13 protein-coding genes are annotated in these 17,641 nt (G+C 69.5%); 4 read left to right on the plus strand and 9 right to left on the minus strand.

Annotation, left to right across the window (positions count from 1 at the left end):
* Positions 1–8: 8 nt before the first annotated feature.
* Complete coding sequence (locus tag J2W21_RS13805) at positions 9–1,079, plus strand: zinc-dependent alcohol dehydrogenase family protein (RefSeq protein WP_307115082.1); 1,071 nt, start codon at positions 9–11, stop codon at positions 1,077–1,079.
* Positions 1,076–1,507 carry a nucleoside deaminase gene (locus tag J2W21_RS13810; protein WP_307115083.1) on the plus strand — a complete coding sequence of 144 codons (432 nt, stop codon included), beginning with the start codon at positions 1,076–1,078 and terminating at the stop codon, positions 1,505–1,507. Before J2W21_RS13805 ends, J2W21_RS13810 begins: the two co-directional genes overlap by 4 nt.
* A gap of 13 nt (positions 1,508–1,520) precedes the next feature.
* On the opposite strand, the gene J2W21_RS13815 is transcribed toward J2W21_RS13810, so the two are convergent.
* From J2W21_RS13815 to J2W21_RS13835, 5 genes are all read right to left on the minus strand, one after another.
* Entirely contained in the window at positions 1,521–2,330 is an 810-nt protein-coding gene (locus tag J2W21_RS13815; RefSeq protein WP_307115084.1) for an IclR family transcriptional regulator, read from the minus strand.
* A gap of 138 nt (positions 2,331–2,468) precedes the next feature.
* Positions 2,469–3,728: a M24 family metallopeptidase gene (locus J2W21_RS13820; RefSeq protein ID WP_307115085.1), complete on the minus strand. Its 1,260-nt coding sequence runs from the start codon at positions 3,726–3,728 to the stop codon at positions 2,469–2,471.
* Positions 3,729–3,784: 56 nt separating this feature from the next.
* Complete coding sequence (locus tag J2W21_RS13825) at positions 3,785–5,158, minus strand: MFS transporter (RefSeq protein WP_307115086.1); 1,374 nt, start codon at positions 5,156–5,158, stop codon at positions 3,785–3,787.
* Between the two features lie 127 nt (positions 5,159–5,285).
* On the minus strand, positions 5,286–6,077 hold the full coding sequence (locus tag J2W21_RS13830) for a creatininase (protein WP_307115087.1): 792 nt from the start codon (positions 6,075–6,077) through the stop codon (positions 5,286–5,288).
* 87 nt (positions 6,078–6,164) lie between these two features.
* Positions 6,165–7,727 carry a purine-cytosine permease family protein gene (locus J2W21_RS13835; protein ID WP_307115088.1) on the minus strand — a complete coding sequence of 521 codons (1,563 nt, stop codon included), beginning with the start codon at positions 7,725–7,727 and terminating at the stop codon, positions 6,165–6,167.
* A gap of 166 nt (positions 7,728–7,893) precedes the next feature.
* Between J2W21_RS13835 and J2W21_RS13840 the strand changes: the two genes are divergently transcribed.
* Together J2W21_RS13840 and J2W21_RS19820 are read left to right on the plus strand one after the other, a co-directional pair.
* Entirely contained in the window at positions 7,894–9,399 is a 1,506-nt protein-coding gene (locus J2W21_RS13840; RefSeq protein ID WP_307115089.1) for a PucR family transcriptional regulator, read from the plus strand.
* A 48-nt stretch (positions 9,400–9,447) separates the two neighbouring features.
* Entirely contained in the window at positions 9,448–9,636 is a 189-nt protein-coding gene (locus J2W21_RS19820; protein WP_373423112.1) for a DUF2087 domain-containing protein, read from the plus strand.
* 111 nt (positions 9,637–9,747) lie between these two features.
* On the opposite strand, the gene J2W21_RS13845 is transcribed toward J2W21_RS19820, so the two are convergent.
* From J2W21_RS13845 to J2W21_RS13860, 4 genes are all read right to left on the minus strand, one after another.
* A complete protein-coding gene (locus J2W21_RS13845; RefSeq protein ID WP_307115090.1) occupies positions 9,748–11,106 on the minus strand; it encodes an MFS transporter in 1,359 nt (452 codons plus the stop codon).
* A gap of 109 nt (positions 11,107–11,215) precedes the next feature.
* Positions 11,216–11,995, minus strand: coding sequence for an N-carbamoylsarcosine amidohydrolase (locus tag J2W21_RS13850; RefSeq protein WP_307115091.1), 780 nt, complete (start codon positions 11,993–11,995; stop codon positions 11,216–11,218).
* A gap of 167 nt (positions 11,996–12,162) precedes the next feature.
* On the minus strand, positions 12,163–13,527 hold the full coding sequence (locus J2W21_RS13855) for an MFS transporter (RefSeq protein WP_307115092.1): 1,365 nt from the start codon (positions 13,525–13,527) through the stop codon (positions 12,163–12,165).
* A 135-nt stretch (positions 13,528–13,662) separates the two neighbouring features.
* The gene (locus J2W21_RS13860; protein WP_307115093.1) at positions 13,663–17,517 is read right to left on the minus strand and encodes a hydantoinase B/oxoprolinase family protein; all 3,855 of its coding nucleotides are present in this window, start codon (positions 17,515–17,517) and stop codon (positions 13,663–13,665) included.
* Positions 17,518–17,641: the final 124 nt, after the last annotated feature.

A 17,641-nucleotide genomic window follows, 5' to 3' on the forward strand; every position in this document is an offset into this window, starting at 1 on the left:
GAGCTCCCATGCGCGCCACCATGATCCACGGAACCCGCGACATCCGCGTCGAGGACCGGCCCGAGCCGGAGGTCCGCCTCCCCGGCGACGCCGTGGTCCGCGTGACGGCGGCCTGCGTGTGCGGCTCCGACCTGTGGCCCTACCGCGGCGTCCGAGCCACGGAGGAGCCGCACCCGATCGGGCACGAGTTCGTCGGGGTCGTCGAGGCCGTCGGCGACGACGTGACCGTGGTCAAGGTCGGCGACTTCGTGGTGGCGCCCTGGGCGATCTCCTGCGGAGAGTGCCCGCCGTGCCGCAACGGCGTGCAGGTCGCGTGCGAGCACCGCGCCGCGTGGGGCGGCTCCGACGAGCAGGGCCTTCCGGTGGACGGCGGCCAGGGGGAGCGGGTCCGTGTGCCCCTCGCCAACGGCACGCTCGTCCCGGTCCCCGGCGTGGCGGACCCGGACGAGGCCCTGACCAAGAGCCTGCTCACCCTCTCCGACGTCATGGGCACGGGCCACCACGCCGCCGTGGCCGCCCAGGTGGGCCCCGGCCGGAGCGTCGTGGTGGTGGGCGACGGCGCCGTGGGCCTGTGCGCGGTCCTCGCCGCCAAGCGCCTCGGCGCGGAGCGCATCATCGCCATGTCCCGGCACGAGGACAGGGCCGCGATCGCCCGGCAGTTCGGCGCCACCGACGTGGTGGCCGAACGAGGCAAGGACGCCGCCGAGAAGGTCCGCTCGATCCTCGGCGGCGTCCTGGCGGACTCGGTGCTCGAATGCGTCGGCACCAAGGAGTCCATGGAGCAGGCCTTCGCCTGCACCCGGCCCGGCGGCAGCCTTGGGTTCGTGGGCGTCCCCGCCGGCGGGGCGGAGCTGCCGATCGGCACCCTGTTCTCCAAGAACATCTCGGTGGGCGGCGGCGCCGCGTCCACCCGCGAATACCTTCCCGAGCTGCTCGAGGACGTCCTCTCCGGCGCGATCAACCCCGGCCTCGTGTTCGACTCGGTCATGGCCCTCGAGGATGCCCCCGAGGCGTACCGGGCGATGGACGAGCGCCGCGCAACGAAGGTCATGCTCGTTCCCGCCGGGGCCCAGCAGTGAGCGAAGGGTTCGAGGCGGCTCTGGCCGCCGCGCGGGAGGGCCTCGCCCAGGGCGGCATCCCCATCGGCGCCGCGCTGGTCCGCGGCGGCCAGGTGATCGCCGCAGGCCACAACGAGCGCGTCCAGAGCGGCGATCCGATCGCCCACGGCGAGATGGCCGCGCTGCGCTCGGCGGGGCGCCAGCGCACCTACCGTGACACCGTGCTGTACACGACGCTTGCTCCGTGCGCGATGTGCACCGGCACCATCATCCAGTTCAAGATCCCGAAGGTCGTGGTCGGGGAGGCGCGGACGTTCGGCGGCGAGCTCGAGCTGCTGCGCTCGCGCGGCGTCGAGGTCGAGGTGCTCGACGATCCGCGGTGCGTCCAGATGATGGCGGACTTCCAGCGCGAGCACGCCGAGCTGTGGGCGGAGGACATCGCCGAATAGGGCGCGAGGACGGCTAGCCCGCGGCGGCGCGGCCGCCCGCGTTCCCGCCGAGCCGCCGGGTCACATCCGCCGCGGCACGGGCGCACGCGTCGCAGATCTCCGCGAGCCGCTCGGGGGAGACCCGGAACCGCGGGGCCGAGATCAGCACGGCGGCCACCACGTCGCCCCGGTGGTCGTACACGGGGGAGGCCACGCCCACTTCGTCGGGCGAGGTCTCGCCGTAGTTGACCGCATAGCCCTTCGCGGCGGCCTCGGCGAGGCGCACCGCGTAGGCATCGAGCGCCCGGCTGTCGGTGTGCGGCAGCTGCACCGCGCCGGTGGTCAGCAGCTCGCGGACCCGCTCGGGCGGTTCGGTCGCGAGGAAGACCTGCACGGAGGAGGACAGCGCCGTCCCGTAGCGGGTGCCCAGGGTCGTGGTGTGCTTGACCTGGTGACGGCTCGGGATCTGCTCGACCGAGACGGCCTCGTGCCCGTTCCAGAGCAGGAGCGCCGAGGTCTCGCCGGTCTTCTCGCCGAGTTCGCGGAGCACGGGGTAGGCCACCCGGCGAACGTCGAGGTCCGCGAGGAGCGGGCCCGCCACGGCGATGATGCCCAGCCCGAGCCGGAACCTGCGCGTCGGCTCGTCGCGCTCCACGAGTCCCTCGGACTCGAGGGTGCTCAGGATGCGGGAGACGGAGCTCTTGTGCAGGCCCACCTGGGCGGCGATCTCGGTGACGCCCAGCAGTGGCTCGTCGACGCTGAAGCAGCGCAGCACCGCCACGGCGTTCGAGATGGGGGAGGCCGCGCGGCCCTCGCCGGCCTCGCCGTTGCCGTTCTCACTCATGGGTCAACCCTATGCGGCGGGCGCCGCCGGAGTGCTCAGTCATGGTGGTGTCCCCTTCTTTCACGGCTGCGGGCGTACGACGGCGGCGCCGCACCCCGCGCGTGGCGGGGTGCGGCGCCGTCGTGCTCACCGTGGCCGTCAGGCCTCGATGATGTTCTTCTCGGGGCCGAACGGGAACTTGGTGATGTTCTCCACCGTGTCCTCGCCGATCACCAGGATGTCGTGCTCGCGGTAGCCGCCGGCGCCCGGGAGGCCGTCGGCGACCGTGATCATGGGCTCCATCGAGACGACCATGCCCGGCTCGAGCACCGTCTCGATGTCCTCGCGCAGCTCGAGGCCCGCCTCGCGGCCGTAGTAGTGCGAGAGGACGCCGAACGAGTGGCCGTAGCCGAACGTGCGGTTGGCGAGGAGGCCGTGGGAGATGTAGATCTCGTTCAGCTCGGCGGCGATGTCCTTGCAGACGGCGCCGGGCTTGATGAGCTCGAGGCCGCGGCGGTGGACCTCCACGTTGATGTTCCACAGCTCGAGGGAGCGCTCGTCCGGCTGGCCCAGGAAGAGGGTGCGCTCAAGGGCCGTGTAGTAGCCGGAGGTCATCGGGAAGCAGTTCAGGGAGAGGATGTCGCCCCGCTGGAGCTTCCGGGTGGTGGCCCAGTTGTGGGCGCCGTCGGTGTTGATGCCGGACTGGAACCAGACCCACGTGTCGCGGACCTCGCGGTCCGGGAAGGTCTTGGCGATCTCGTGGACCATCGCCTCGGTGCCGATGAGCGCCACCTCGTACTCGGTGATGCCCTCGCGGATGGCGTTGCGGATGGCCTCGCCCCCGAGGTCGCCGATGCGGGCGCCGTGCTTGATGACCTCGATCTCCTCCGCGGACTTGATCATGCGCTGGCGCATGGCGTCCTGGGAGACATCGAGGAGCTGGGCGCCCGGGAACGCGGCGGCGATCTTCTCACGGGTCAGGGTGGGCAGGGCGTCGTCCTCGACGCCGAGGCGGGTGGCCTTGACGCCGCGCTGGCGCAGGGCCTCCTGCAGTCCGAAGTAGAAGTTGTCGCGGCGCCAGTCGGTGTAGACGATGTTCTCGCCGTAGGAGGTGCGCCACGGCATGCCGGCGTCGATGTTCGCCGTGACCGTGACCGAGTCGTCGGCGGTGACGACGAGCGCGTAGTTGCGGCCGAACGTGGTGTAGAGGAAGTCGGAGTAGTACTTGATGCCGTGGTAGCTGGTCAGGATGACCGCGTCCAGGTCCTTGGCGGCCATGATCTGGCGGAGGCCGGCGAGGCGGCGTTCGAACTCGGCGTCTGAGAACGTGAGCTTGCCCTTCGTGCCGTTGTGCAGCACCTTGAGGCGCTCGAGCTCGGCGACGTTCGTGACGTTCGTGGAGGTCAGGTCGACGGACATGGTGGGTCTCCTTTTCAGGGGTTGTGTGTGCGTGGAGGTGAGGAAAGTCGGGAAGGTCAGTGGGCCAGCGGCCGGCGGGAGGTCTCCTTGGCGCACAGGACGGCGATGAGGGAGACGATGGCAGCGGCGACGAGGTACCAGGCAGGCGCGAGCTTGGTGTGCATGACGCCGATCAGCAGGGTCGCCATGAAGGGGGCCGTGCCGCCGAAGACGGCGTTGGCGAGGTTGAAGCTCACCGCGAAGCCGGAGTACCGGATGCGGGTCGGGAACAGCTCGGCGAGGAAGCTCGGCAGCGTCCCGTCGTTGAGGGTGAGCATGGCGCCGAGGAAGACCTCGACGAGCAGGATCACGGCGAAGTTGCCGGAGTCCAGGAGCATGAAGGCCGGGACGGTGAGCAGGATGAACAGGATCGAGGCGGACAGGAGCACGCGCTTGCGGCCGAACCGGTCCGAGGCGAGCCCGGTGAGGAAGATGAAGCCGATGTAGGTCAGCAGGGCGATCGTCGTCGCGAAGAAGGACTCGGTGGCGCCGAAGCCCAGCTCGGTCGAGAGGTAGGTGGGCATGTAGGAGAGGATCACGTAGAAGCCGACGGCGTTGAGCAGGACCGCGCCGACCGCCAGGATGAGCGAGCGCCAGTGCTTGACGAACATGTCCTTGACGGGGGCATGGGTGACCTCGTCCTCCTTGGCCAGTTCGCGGAAGACCGGCGTGTCCTCGAGCTTGGTCCGGATGTACCGGCCGATCAGGCCCATGGGGGCCGCGAGCAGGAACGGCAGGCGCCAGCCCCAGGCGGCCATCTCGGAGTCGCTGAGGACGATCGAGAGCAGGGCCGCGAGGAGCGAGCCGAGCAGGAGGCCCGCCGCGGTGGACGCCGGGACGACGGCGGCGTAGAGGCCGCGGCGGTGGGCGGGGGCGTACTCGACGAGGAAGGCCGAGGCGCCGGCGTACTCGCCTGCGGCGGAGAAGCCCTGGATCACGCGGATCACGAGGAGGATGATCGGGGCCCCGACGCCGATCATGGCGTACGGCGGGATGAGGGCGATGCAGAACGTCGCGCCGCTCATGATGAGGATGGACAGGGAGAGGGCGGTGCGGCGGCCGAGGCGGTCGCCGATGTGGCCCCAGACGAAGCCGCCGAGGGGGCGGACGAAGAACGAGATCGCGAAGACCGCGAAGGTCGCCAGCAGCGCGGTCTGCTTGTCGGAGTCCGGGAAGAACGCTGCGGCGATCGTGGAGGCGAGGTAGCCGTAGACCGCGTAGTCGAACCACTCGACGAAGTTGCCGATGAAGCTGCCCCACAGGACCCGACGGCGGGCGTCTTTGCCGATGCCGTCGGACGCTGCCGGGGAGGGCTGTCCGCTCAGCGGCACGTCTGCCTCGGGCCCAGCGCTGGTCGGGGATGCCAGGCGGGGGGAGTGTTCAGTGCTCATGGGAAACCACCAGAAGCTTGGGGTTGCGTTTACCGCAACTCGGTTGCACCAGACTACGTGTGGTCTGGGTCACGGTCAAGAACTCGCACCGATGTTGCGGCAGTTGCAACCAGATGACGGGCTGCCACTAGATGACGGCGAGAGGGGAGGTGGCGCGCAGCTCGGCGTCCACCTCCGCCGCGAGGGCCGCGGAGGTCCGCTCGAGGAGCAGCGCGCCGGCCTCGCCCGACGCCGCCGCCGCCGAGGAGAGGCACCCCGAGGCGGGGGTGAGCTCAGCCCGCACGGGCAGGACGTCGTACTTCGGCAGCCGCGCGGCGGGGAGGTCCATGACCCGGTCCAGCTGCACGCGCTCGGGATGCAGGTGGAGCATGAGCGAGGTCTCGAGGACGCCGCCGTGCTCCACGTCCCAGCCGGGGAAGGAGCCCCGGTAGATCTCCTCGATCGCGTCCTCGTCCACGAAGTCCCAGTAGGAGAGCAGGAGCGCCGAGACGTCCTCGCCCCGCAGGGCAAGCTCGGAGGTGGCCTGCTCGACGCCCTCGTAGAGGAACTGGTAGTTCTCGAAGTGGCCGTTGAGGAAGACGAGCCGCCGGGCACCGTGCCGCGCGAACTCGAAGGTGAGGGTGCGGGCGATCGAGATGAGCGTGGTCGCGTCCAAGCTGGTCGTGCCGCTGAGGTGGTTGCCGCCGCCCGAGCGCTGCTGCGACTTGTAGCCGTAGACGATCGGGGCCGCGACCAGGCCGCCCACGGCCTCGGCCAGCCGCTCGCTCATGGCCCGCGACAGGACGACGTCCGTGTTGAGCGGCAGGTGCGGGCCGTGCTGCTCGATCGAGCCCACGGGGATGATGATCGGCGCGCCCGCCGCGATGGCCTCGCGGTAGGTGAAGGCGTCGATCTCCTCCATGAAGACGCTGCTGGGCATGGCTCCTCCTGGGAACGTCGGTGATGTGTCTGGGACGCCGGCGGCGGGCGGGCCCGCCGCCGGCGGTGATGGGGTGCCCGAGAGGGGCTACGGGGCCACGGCGGCTGGCGAGCCGGCGGGCGACGCCGGCTGCTCGCCGTCGTGCGCCGAGGCGTCGCCGTGGGAGGCGAGGTACTCCTCGTCGCTCACGTCGGCCCGGATGCCGAGCGGGACGCCGTGGTGGATGCGGCTCTTGAAGCGCGGATAGCCGAGGGCGAGGTAGAGCAGGCCCGAGGTCAGGGTCCCGGCGAGCCAGGAGAGGTCCACGCCGCCCATGGCGGTGGCGACGGGGCCCTGGAGGAGCGGATCACCGCCGTACATGAACATCCAGGTCATGACGAGGCCGATGAGGAAGGAGACCAGGGCGATCGGGTTGACGGCCTTGAGGCGCGTGTCCTTCGGGTCCAGGAAGAGGTAGCCGAAGTTCTTGTGGCGGCGCTCGAAGACGAAGTAGTGGACCGCCATGATGCCGCCCCACGTCGCGACCCAGGCGACGATGGCGCCGAGCCAGCTGTCCAGGAGCGCCGCGAAGTCCTCGGCGAAGAGGAAGAAGACCACCGCGACCATGGACAGGCAGCCCACGACGACGGACAGCGCGCGCCGGCCGATGCGGATGTCGAGAGCCTGGGCGGCCACGCCGAACGTGTAGAGGTTGATGATGTTCGTGGCGATCGGGCCGTGGATCACGAGCAGGATCACCGGGATCGCCATGACGCCGAAGCTCTTGACGATCAGCTCGCCTGGGTCCGCGGTGCCGTTCATCGTCGCGAGGCTCGCGCCGAGCAGACCCAGCCACACGACCGGCAGGAACTGGCCCAGGACCGAGGTGAAGTAGAGCTTCTTCTTCGGGATGCTCTTGGAGACGAAGCGGGAGTAGTCGGGGGCGTAGGTGAACCAGCCGATGCCCCAGCCGATGCCGATCGCGGTCATGATCCCGGACATTGCGGCGATGCGCTCGCCGCCGGTGAGGATCGCGCCCGCCGGCCCTGCGTAGTGCCAGTCGATCGGCAGCTGGGTCCACGCGATGATGGACATCGCGACGAGGACGAGGAGGGTCGGCGGCATGGTGATGCGCTCGAACTTCGCGATCGCGCCGTACCCGCGGTAGCAGATGGTGACCTGGATGCCCATGATCACGGCGGCGATGCCGATCTTCCAGGCCAGGTTCTGCTGCGTCGGGTCGACCCAGCCGATCATGCCGAAGAGCGCCATGACGAGGTCGAGGATGACCCACGTGTTCACGGCGGACCAGCCGACGGCGACGAGGGCCTGGATCGCCGCGGGCAGGTAGGCGCCGCGGCGGCCGAACGCCCCGCGGGCCAGGAGCATGCCGGTGGCGCCGGTCTTCTGTCCGAGCAGGACGAAGAAGCCGAAGCCGACCATGCCGATGACGTTGCCGAGGACGAGCACGGTCATCGTGTCGGCGAGGCCGAGGCCCATGTTGATGCCGAGGGCACCGAGGATCCAGTTGATGGGGGCAACGTTGGCCCCAGCCCAGATCCAGAACTGCCCGGAGACCTTGGTGGTGCGAGCAGACTCGGGGACGGGCTGCAGCACGTCTTCGACGACGTGCGTGGCGTCCTCAGTCTTGCTCTGAGTGCGAAGGCTCATGTGAGACTACTTTCTCGTAGTGTTCGCTGGGGGAGCGAGTAGCCGGCTGCCTTCAAGCGTAGATGTGCGGCGCGTCACCACCTAGATACGTTGTGTCGCCCAACATGAGGGGTGCGGGCGACAATCTGTCTACCCTTGTGATGTTCCAGCCGAGAGTGAGACCGTCATGTCGCTGCCCCTGATCGAGATCCTCGCCGGCGGTGTGCTGGCCACCGGGGCGCCCGTCGTGGTGGGCGGCCAGAGCGCGGTCGAGGGCGCCCGGGTCCGGTGGGTCCACTCGAGCGAGGTCCTCGAGATCGCGCCCCTCCTCTCCGGGGGCGAGCTCCTCCTGACGGGAGGAGCGGCGCTCCTCGCGCTCAAGCCGGGCGCCCAGGCGGAGTACATCTGGAGCCTGGCGTCCCGGCGCGTCGCCGCGCTCGCCGTCGAGACCGCCGGCAGCGGGCGGCATCTTCCGCCAGAGCTCGTGGCCGCCGCGGACGAGGCCGGCCTGCCGCTCATCGAGCTGCGCCAGGTGGTGCCCTTCGTCGACGTTGCCGAGGCCGTGAACCGCAGGATCGTCTCGGGCCAGGTCCACGCGCTCCAAGTGGCGGACAGGCTCTCCCAGGCCCTCACGGAGAGGATCGCGAGCTCCGGGGCGGTGCTGGGGCCGCTCGTGGGACTCATCGCCGAGACCCTCGGGGTGCACGCGCGCGTCGTGGACACCCGCGGGGCGCTGCTCGCCGCCGCCGGACCAGACCCGGGGCCGCACGCGCACGGGCCCGACACCGAGCTCACGGTGGGCGGCATCGGCGCGGCTCGGCTCGAGCTGGTCGGCGGCCCCCAGGCGGACGGCGAGCTGCTCGAGACCGCCCTGGCCAGGGTGAGGAGCATTGTCGCGCTGGCCCTCGCCCAGCAGCACCGGCCGAGCCTGGCCCGGCTCGCAGAGGACGAGCTGCTCCGCCTCATCGGGGCCGGGGGAGGAGGGGACCGCCTCATCGAGCTGAGCCAGGCGGCCGGGGTCGCGCCCGACCAGCCTCTCGCCATGGCCGTGATCCGCCGCCCGGCGGACGGATCCGCGGACTTCGAGCAGCGGGCCCGCACAGCGCTGCCCACGGCGCTGCTGATCGTGGACGGACCGTGGGTGGACATCCTCATGGCCCTGCCGCCACGGGCCGGGCACGCGGAGCGCGAGCGGGTCCTCGGGATGCTCAGGGGCTCCGTGGAGGGCAAGGGGCTCACGGGGGCCCTCGGCCCGACGGCCGCCACGATCCGGCAGGCGGCCTTCTCGCTCGCCGAAGCCCGGGCGACCTGGCGGATCGGGCGTTCCTCGAAGTGGACGGACGCGATCTACGACGCCTCCGACTTCCTGGTCGAACGCATGGCGGAGCGGTCCCTGTCGCGCAGCGCCGTCGACGCGCTCGTCGAGGAGTCGCTCGGCGAGCTCATCCGGCTCGACCAGCGCACGGGCGGCGAACTGGTGCGCACCCTGGACGTCTGGATCACCGCCGGGTGCAATGCGACCGACGCGGCCGACATCCTCTTCCTCGAGCGGCAGTCGCTGCACAAGCGGCTCCGCCGCATCTTCGCGGCGATCGGCGGCGACCCCCGGGGCCGTGGCAAGCTCGGCGCGCTCGCCTTCGCGGTCAAGCTCGTCCGGGGAAACGCCCAGCTGCGCGACGACCCCCGCCCCTGACCCCCTCCTCTTCTCCGTTTCGGGTACGCATCTCGTCGCTGTTTCCCCATTTCGGGTACGCATCTCGTAGCCACTTTCCCGTTCCGGGTACGAGGCCGCGCGCGGCCTCGTAGGGACCGCGGGCATTGCGGCACGTCGGATGGGTGCACGCCGGATGCCGGATGCCGGCGCGCGCTCGTGGACGAGGGGATCGTGCGCAGGGAGGCCGATGGGAGCGCGTACTGGCGCTCCGAGTGAGGGCTGAGCCGCCAGGCCCTTCTCCCCGGACACGCCGAGACGCCCTGTTGCCGGGAAGGACCCTTCAGGGCGTCCTCCCGGGAACAGGGCGTCTCGCGGGGCGCGCGGCGCTCAGGCGCGCTGCGAGATCGAGCCGGGTGCCGCCGTCGTGCGTCCGTCGAGCGGCCGGTGCGCCGTCTCCGGGAGCAGCCACGCCGCGACGAGCGCCCCGGCGGCGACGACGGTCAGGTAGATCGCGGGCGCCATGGGGTTGCCGGTGGTGGCGATGAGCCACGTCGCCACGAACGGCGCGGTGCCCCCGAACACTGCGTAGCTGACGTTGTACGTGATGGCCGACGCCGTGTAGCGCACCTCGGTGGGGAAGACCTCCGAGAGCAGGACGGCGGTCACCACGTTCGCGGTCACGGCGCCGACCGCCAGCAGCAGCTGCCCGCCGAGGGCTGCGCCGAACGAGCCGCCCGAGGCCAGCAGGTACGCCGGCACCGCGAGCGCGCCGAGCAGCAGGGACGAGGCAACCATGGTGGGCTTGCGCCCGATCCGGTCGCACACGCGGCCCAGGACCGGGGCGAGGGCCGCGGCGAACGCGAGGGCGATGACGTTGCTGAACAGCACGAGGTCGGCGGGCATCTTCACGACCTCCCGAAGGAACGTGGTCATGTACGTCGAGAACGTGTAGAAGCTCAGGGCGGTGAGGGCGATGTAGCCGCCCAGGATGAGCATCGGGCGCCCCTGGAGGGCGAACGTCCGGCGGAGGGGAGCGTGCTCCTTGCCCCGCTGGGCTTCGAGGGCGGCCTGGAAGACCGGCGACTCGTCGAGCCGACGCCGGATGTAGAACGCCACGATCCCCAGGGGCGCGGCGACGAGGAACGGGATGCGCCAGCCCCACTCGTTCATGGCGGCGCTGCCGAGTCCCGCCGTGAGCCCCCAGCACAGCAGGGCGGCGCCGGAGAACGAGCCGAATGTCGCGGCGGGCATCCAGGAGGAGTAGCGCGAGCGCTGGTCCGCAGGCGCATGCTCGATCACGTACGCGACGGCGCCCGCGTACTCGCCGCCGGCGGAGAGGCCCTGGACGCTCCGGGCGAGCGTCAGGAGGAGGGGCGCGACGACGCCGACCGCACCGAAGGTCGGCAGGAGGCCGATGGCCATCGTGGCGCCGGACATGAGCAGGACCGTCAGCGCGAGCACGCGCTTGCGGCCGATCCGGTCGCCGAGGACGCCGAAGACGGCGCCGCCGATGGGCCGGAGCGCGAAGGCGACGGCGAAGACCGCGAAGGTCTGGAGCAGGCCGACGACGTTGTCGCCTGCGGGGAAGAAGGCGTGCGCGAGCTGGGTCGCGAGGAAGCCGTACACGGCGAAGTCGAACCATTCGACGACGGTGCCGGCGGCTGCGGCGCCGGTGACCTTGCGGAGGACCGACTGGGGGACGGGGGCGGTCTGGCCGCCAGGGGTGGAAGGTTCTGCGGGGTTCATGGGGGCTCCCGGGGAGGGTGGGGATCGTTCGGGGGCGTCCGAGGTCCTCGACGCCATGATGCACAGCGCCCGCCGTCAGATGAAGACGGCGGGCGCTGTGCGGCACGACTCAGGCCGGATCTGCGGGGGCCGCGACCTCGGGCTGGCGATCCGCGAGGGTCTTCGGGACCGTGTCCTCGAACTGCGGGAGGCGGTTCAGGTACTCGACCACCGAATCCGTGGACTCCACGTCACCGAACTTGTTGTCGATGTCGTAGAGGTTCCACTGCACGACGCCCGGGACGCGGTCGCCGATGGTCTCCTTGGCGATGATCGGGCGGAAGCCCTTCGCGATCGCGTCCTCGACGGTGTGGCGCACGCAGCCGGCCGCGGTCGCACCGGTCACGATCAGGGTGTCGATCCGGTTGGAGGTCAGGAAGAGCTCGAGGTTCGTCCCGGGAAAGGCCGAGGCGCGGTTCTTCTCGAGCACGACCTCGCCCTCTGCGGGCGCAATGCGGTCGTCGATCTGGGCCCAGTAGGAGTCCGCCGGAAGGGTCTCCACGGGGATCTTCGAGTACCACAGGCCCATGTCGTTCGTGCCGGAGGAGGCGTCGCGGTTGCGGTACACGTTCGTGGTGTAGAAGACCGGGACCCCCTTGGCACGCGCAGCCTCGTTGATCCGCTGGACATTGGGGATGATCGTCTCCATGCCCGGGCAGCTGAACGGGTGGCCCGGACGGGTCCAGGCGTTGGCGAGGTCGATGTGGATGACGGCGGGGCGGTTGCCGTAGCCGACCCGGCGCTTGAAGCCGCGCTCGTTGTAGATGTCTGTGCCGGCTTCGAACGCCTCCTCCAGCACTGCTGCAAGACGGGCTTCGATGTCCTGGCTCACTGCGGTGTCCTGGCTCATGGTGCACTCCTTGGAAGGTGAAGTTTGCTTTATGCGGGGATGGTTTGCTGCCTTAGCAACAAGAGGAAATCATGTGATCCGGCTCTCTTCTGTTGCTGTATGACCAATCTATTTGCTCAAGAAGCAACGCGCAAGAGGTTCGGTGAATTTTCTGTTCCGGCGTCTGCCTAGTCCTGGCGGACGGTGCGCGGGTTGACATTCCGTGCCGCGAGGATGAGCAGCCCCGAGGCGAAAATGGGCACGCAGCCGATCCAGAAGGCCGCCGTGCTCCACGTCCACCCGGCACCCAGCGCGAGCGTGACGAGGAAGCTGCTGATGATCGCCCCGACCTGCCCGCCGGCGTTGATGATCGAGCCGCCGGTGGCACGCGTCCGTACCGGGAAGCTCTCGCCGTTGAAGAACAGCAGCGCGGAGAACGGGCCGATGAGGAAGAACAGGCCGGCGCTGTAGAGCGCGACGACGATTCCGAAGTTCCCCGACGGCGCGAGCAGCATGGCCGTGAAGGAGACGCCGCACAGGATCCAGCCGATGGCGATCGTGTTGCGCCGGCCGATCCTGTCGCCCAGCCAGCCGTGGAACACGTAGCCGGCGAATGCGGTGGCGTTGGAGACCACGAGGATCACGAGGGCGTTCGTGAACGGGATGTCCTTGCCGTCCGGGGCGCTCAGGAGGGACGTCCCGAGGATCGCGAACACGAGGACGCCGACCCAGTTCAGCAGGAACGAGAGGCCGATCACCACGGTCGAACGCAGCGACTCTCCTCGGAACGCCTCGGCGAGGGGGGAGCCGCCCGTGTTCGAATGCCTGTGCGCCTCGAACTGCGGGCTCTCCTTGAGCCAGCGCCCGGCGATGACAATGAAGACGGCCGGGAAGGCCGCGACGATGAAGCACAGCGCCCACCCGCCCACCGGGAACAGCAGGTAGATCGAGGCGGCCGCGAGCACCGAGCCGATCGGCCAGCCGGACTGGACGAGGGAGTAGATGAGGCCGCGGCGCCGTGCCTTGGCCGGATCGGCGTAGGCGTGGGCGAAGAGCTCGTTGAGGTAGGCGGCGTTGACCGACTGCTCGGCATAGCCGAGGCCGGCGGCCGAGCGCACCAGGATGAGCAGGACGACGCCGATCCCCCCCACGATGCCCACGGCCCAGCCTGCGACGGCGGTCAAAAGTGAGGCGATGGCCGCGCCGATGACGGAGATGAGGATGCCCTTCCGGCGCCCGATCCGGTCCACCAGGGGGCCGACGGCGAACGCCACGAGCGCCGTGCCGGCCGTGACCCACGTGTTGACCGCCGTGGACTGCGCCGGCGCCCAGCCCACCTCGGCGGCGAGGACCGGCAGCAGGTTCCCGAACAGGACGAAGTCGTACACGGCGAACGTCCACGCGAAGAAGCAGATCCACGTCGCGATGCGCACGTCACGCGGGGTGAGTCCGCCCGAGGTGGGCTCGGGAGCGGCGGGAGGGGGCGCCGTAGTGCGTGTGCCGCGCGAGCCGTTCGGCTGCGACGGGTCAAGGGTGCTTTCCATCGGTTCCATGAGTACTCCTGAGGTGAGGTGGCTGGGGCCGGGAGGTGGGAATGGGCATGGAAGAGGCGGCCGGGAGGGACGCTGTGCGTCCCCCCGGCCGCCTCAGTGAGTGGATTCAGTGCGGTACTGCTGGGTGTTGCGGAACTAGAGCGTGGCGTAGGCAGTCGCCGGGGACCGGCGTTCCGAGGTGAGCGCGGCGTCGACCGTCATGGTGGTCGCGTCGATCACCACGCCGTAGTCGCGCTCCGCGGCCTCGAGGGTGGTGAAACCGTCGAGGACGTCTTCGAGGACCTTCTCTGGATCGCGCCGGAACGGATCGCCGAAGCCGCCGCCGCTGGGCACGGTGATCTGGAGGGAGTCCCCGGCAAGGAGCTGGCGACCGGTCACCTTGGACGGCCAGGACTCTTCGCCCGCCCGGCCCGGGTTCTTCACCAGCGAGCCGTTGAGGCCGTCGTGGCCACCGAAGGCGCCCCACGGTGCGTCGGACTCATGGCGTTCGCCCTCGCACGTGATCGCAGTGTCGGTCAGGAACGTGTTCTCCCGGACGATGCCGATGCCCCCGCGGAATTCACCGGCGGCCGCGGGCTCGGGCCGCAGCTCGTAGCGGTCGGTGCGCATCGGGAACCGCCACTCGAGCTCCTCGATCGGGTTGTTGCGGGTGTTGGCGATGAGGTTGTCCACAGAGTCTGGACCGTCGCTCGTGGCGCGGGCACCGTAGGATCCCTCATTGACCTCGAGGTAGACCCAGTACTCGCCCTGCTTCTCATCCCATCCCGAGTAGGAGATGAAGTGGATGTGGGCGGAGTTGCCGGCGGTGACGCGGTCGGGGATCACCGGAGCGAGCGCGCGCAGGGCGAGGTCGACGGCGCGCTGCACCTGGGAGAACCGCGAGAAGGTCGCAGCCGGGTACTTCGGGTTGAAGATGGTGCCCTCCGGGGCGATCACCTTCAGCGGCTTGAGCATGCCCTCGTTCTGCGGCACGAACACCGGGAACGCGACCTCGTCGAGGAACATCATCCGCGTGATGAAGGTGAACGCCGAGACCGTTGTGCCCTCGAAGGCGCAGTTGTAGGCGGTCGGTACCTGTTCGGCGGACCCGGTGAGGTCATAGGTGATCTCGTCGCCCTCCACGATCACCTTCACCGCGATCGGCAGGTTCTTGCCGTAGTTGCGGCCGTCGTCGTCCAGGTAGCCGACCTCGGTCTCGTAGACGCCGTCTGGGATCTTGGCGATCTCCTGGCGCAACATCCGCTCGGAGTAGTCGATCCAGCTCTGCCCGGCGTCTCGCACCGCGTCGAAGCCGTAGCGCTCGATGAGGGCAAGGTAGCGGGCCTTGGCCAGTTCGCAAGCGGCGATCATCGCCTGGAAGTCGCCCTCGTTGGAGGTGGGCGTCCGGGTGTTGTTGAGGATGTGCCGGATCAGCGATTCCTGCCGGACGCCCTTCTCGTAGATCTTCACCGCGCGGAAGATGGTGCCTTCGGACTGGATGTCCTGGATGTCCACCATCAGGCCGGAGTAGGCACCGCCGTTGTCGATGAGCTGGCCCGAGGCACCCGCGAAGCCCACGAGCTTCCCGTCGTGGAAGATCGGCTCGATGATCGCCACGTCGGGGGAGTGGGTGGCACCGAGGTACGGGTCATTGTGCAGGATGACATCCCCCTCATGGAGGTCCTCGCCGAGGACCGAGATGACGCCCTTGACGATCTTGGGCATGGAGCCCATGAACATCGGCGTGGAGTCCGACTCGGCCAGAACGTTGCCGTCCTTGTCGAACAGGCCCGCGCCGAGGTCCTCGGACTCGCGGATGATCGAGGAGTAGGCCATGCGGAACAGCACGGAGGCCATTTCCTTCGCCGCGGAGTTCAGGGCGCCGCCGATCACGCGCATCAAGATCGGGGTGGCGAGCTTCTCAGCGGTCTGGGTTGCGACCGGGCAGTCGATGACGAGGTTGCCGGCCGGGTCCACCGTTCCGGAGAACCTCGGGGGTACGACAACGGTGGAGTCGTACTGCTCGATGATGGCAGGGCCGACAAAAGCGGTGCCCACGCCCATCTTCTCCCGGTCGTAGAAGGGGGTGTCCACCGTGACGGGCTTGCCGTCCTGCTCGAACGTCACCGCGCGGGTCTCCACGAGGGCATCATGGAGGGAACCGGACGATGTCACCTCCGGGGTGGGCAGCTCATCCATCACCGCGCTGGCGTCGACGCGGATGTTGATGACCTCAACCGTGCCGTTCTTGAACTGGTGGCCGTACTCCTCGAAGTGGGCTTCGTGGAAGGCCGCCTCGGCCTTCTCGAGCCAGGCCTGGTCGACCGGCCCTTCGGGGGCGACGAAGCGGATCTCGTAGCCCTGGCCCTCGTAGCGCGCGTCCGCGAGCCAGACGAGCTTGCGCCGTTCGGCCGGGACGTCCTCAGAGTCGAGCTGCGCGTGTGCCTCGCGCTCCAGCGCCTCGTAGGAGGCCTGGATGGCGGCGGGGTCGGCGTGGGCGAACGTGAACCGCCGCGTGGCCACGAACTCGTACTTCTCGTCGGTGGCCAGCAGGCCGGTCGCGGCGATGATGCCAGGGTGGGCCGGGATCAGGACCTTCGGGACCTCGAGCTCGGCCGCGATCTCGCAGGCGAACAGTGCGCCGGCACCGCCGGCGGCGACCAAGGTGAAGTCGCGCGGGTCGTAGCCGCGGCGCACGGAGTTCTGCTCGATCGCCTGGGTCATGCCGAACTTCTGGATCTGCAGGGCGCCGAGCGCGGCCTGCTCGATGCTCATGCCGAGCTTGTCTGCGACCTTGGCCATCGCGGTCCGCGAGCCCTCGACGTCGAGCTTCATCTCGGCGCCGGCCAGCGTGCGACGGTCGCGCATGCGGCCGAGGACGAGCTGGGCATCCGTCGACGTCGGCTCCGTCCCACCGCGGCCGTAGCAGACCGGGCCGGGAACGGCACCGGCCGACTGCGGCCCGACGCGGAAGACCCCGCCGGCGTCGACGTAGGCGATGGAACCGCCGCCTGCACCGATCGTGTCGATGTCCACCATGGGCACCATGGCCTGGTGGTCGCCGATCTTGGTGTCCAACAGGTGGCGCATGCGCAGCTCGCCCTGGTAGGCGACGCCGATGTCCGCCGAGGTTCCTCCGATGTCCAAGGTGACGACGTTGTCGAAGCCGGACTGGCGGCCCGCCCACATGCCGCCGATCAGGCCGCCGACCGGCCCGGACATCATCAGCGTGACCGGCCTCTTGGCGGCCTCCTTGATCGGCACCATGCCGCCCGAGGACTGCATGAGGAGGACCTCACGCTGGTAGCCGAGCGCTCGGACCTCGGAGGCGAGCCGAGCCAGATACTTGGAAACCTTGGGTCCCACATACGCGTTGAGGGCTGTGGTGGAGAACCGCTCGTACTCCCGGTACAGCGGCACGATGTCGCTTGACAGGGACAGGTAGGCCTCGGGGAACTCTTCGGTGACGATCTGACCGATCCGTTGCTCGTGGGCCGGATTCAGGTAGGAGTGCAGCAGGCAGACCGCGATCGCCTCGACGCCGGCAGCCTTCAGCTCCCGCACGCGATCACGGACTTCGTCTTCGTCCAGAGGGATCAGGACCTCCCCGTTCGGGGCGGTGATGCGCTCCTTGACGGTCAGGCGATGGCGGCGCTTGATGAGGGGCTTGGTCTGCCACGGCATGTCCTGCTGCAGCGAGAAGTTGTGCGGCTTCTTGTGGCGGGCGATGTGCAGGATGTCCCGGAAGCCCTCCGTGGTGATCATGCCCACCTCGGCCCCGGTGTGCGTCAAGGCGATGTTCGTGGCGACTGTGGTGCCGTGGACCAGCTGGTCGACCTCGGCCAGGCTCGTGCCCGCCTTGGCGACGAGGCGCTTCAGGCCGTCGATGACTGCCCGTGACGGGTCGTCGGGGGTGGAGGGGACCTTCTCGATGACGGCTCTTCCGGCTTCATCATCGGAGAAGTAGAGGTCGGTGAATGTGCCGCCGACGTCTACGCCGATACGCTTCATGTGGCTTTCCTTTCGATCGCTCCGCCCTGGGGCTGGCGGAACCGGTATGTTGTTGCTTTCGCATCAAGCTAGTTGGGCAGTGAGCAACGTGGGTTTCGAACAGGTAAGACGTTTCGCACGTGAG

Origin of the sequence: Sinomonas atrocyanea (genome assembly GCF_030811715.1) — a bacterium.
Taxonomy (GTDB): Bacteria; Actinomycetota; Actinomycetes; order Actinomycetales; family Micrococcaceae; genus Sinomonas; species Sinomonas atrocyanea_A.

Coding starts and splice junctions, on each gene's coding strand:
- J2W21_RS13835 (WP_307115088.1), bottom strand. CDS start 7,727: ATGAGCCTTCGCACTCAGAGCAAGACTGAGGACGCCACGCACGTCGTC.
- J2W21_RS13815 (WP_307115084.1), bottom strand. CDS start 2,330: ATGAGTGAGAACGGCAACGGCGAGGCCGGCGAGGGCCGCGCGGCCTCC.
- J2W21_RS13805 (WP_307115082.1), top strand. CDS start 9: ATGCGCGCCACCATGATCCACGGAACCCGCGACATCCGCGTCGAGGAC.
- J2W21_RS13820 (WP_307115085.1), bottom strand. CDS start 3,728: ATGTCCGTCGACCTGACCTCCACGAACGTCACGAACGTCGCCGAGCTC.
- J2W21_RS13850 (WP_307115091.1), bottom strand. CDS start 11,995: ATGAGCCAGGACACCGCAGTGAGCCAGGACATCGAAGCCCGTCTTGCA.
- J2W21_RS13825 (WP_307115086.1), bottom strand. CDS start 5,158: ATGAGCACTGAACACTCCCCCCGCCTGGCATCCCCGACCAGCGCTGGG.
- J2W21_RS13840 (WP_307115089.1), top strand. CDS start 7,894: ATGTCGCTGCCCCTGATCGAGATCCTCGCCGGCGGTGTGCTGGCCACC.
- J2W21_RS13830 (WP_307115087.1), bottom strand. CDS start 6,077: ATGCCCAGCAGCGTCTTCATGGAGGAGATCGACGCCTTCACCTACCGC.
- J2W21_RS13860 (WP_307115093.1), bottom strand. CDS start 17,517: ATGAAGCGTATCGGCGTAGACGTCGGCGGCACATTCACCGACCTCTAC.
- J2W21_RS13855 (WP_307115092.1), bottom strand. CDS start 13,527: ATGGAACCGATGGAAAGCACCCTTGACCCGTCGCAGCCGAACGGCTCG.
- J2W21_RS13845 (WP_307115090.1), bottom strand. CDS start 11,106: ATGAACCCCGCAGAACCTTCCACCCCTGGCGGCCAGACCGCCCCCGTC.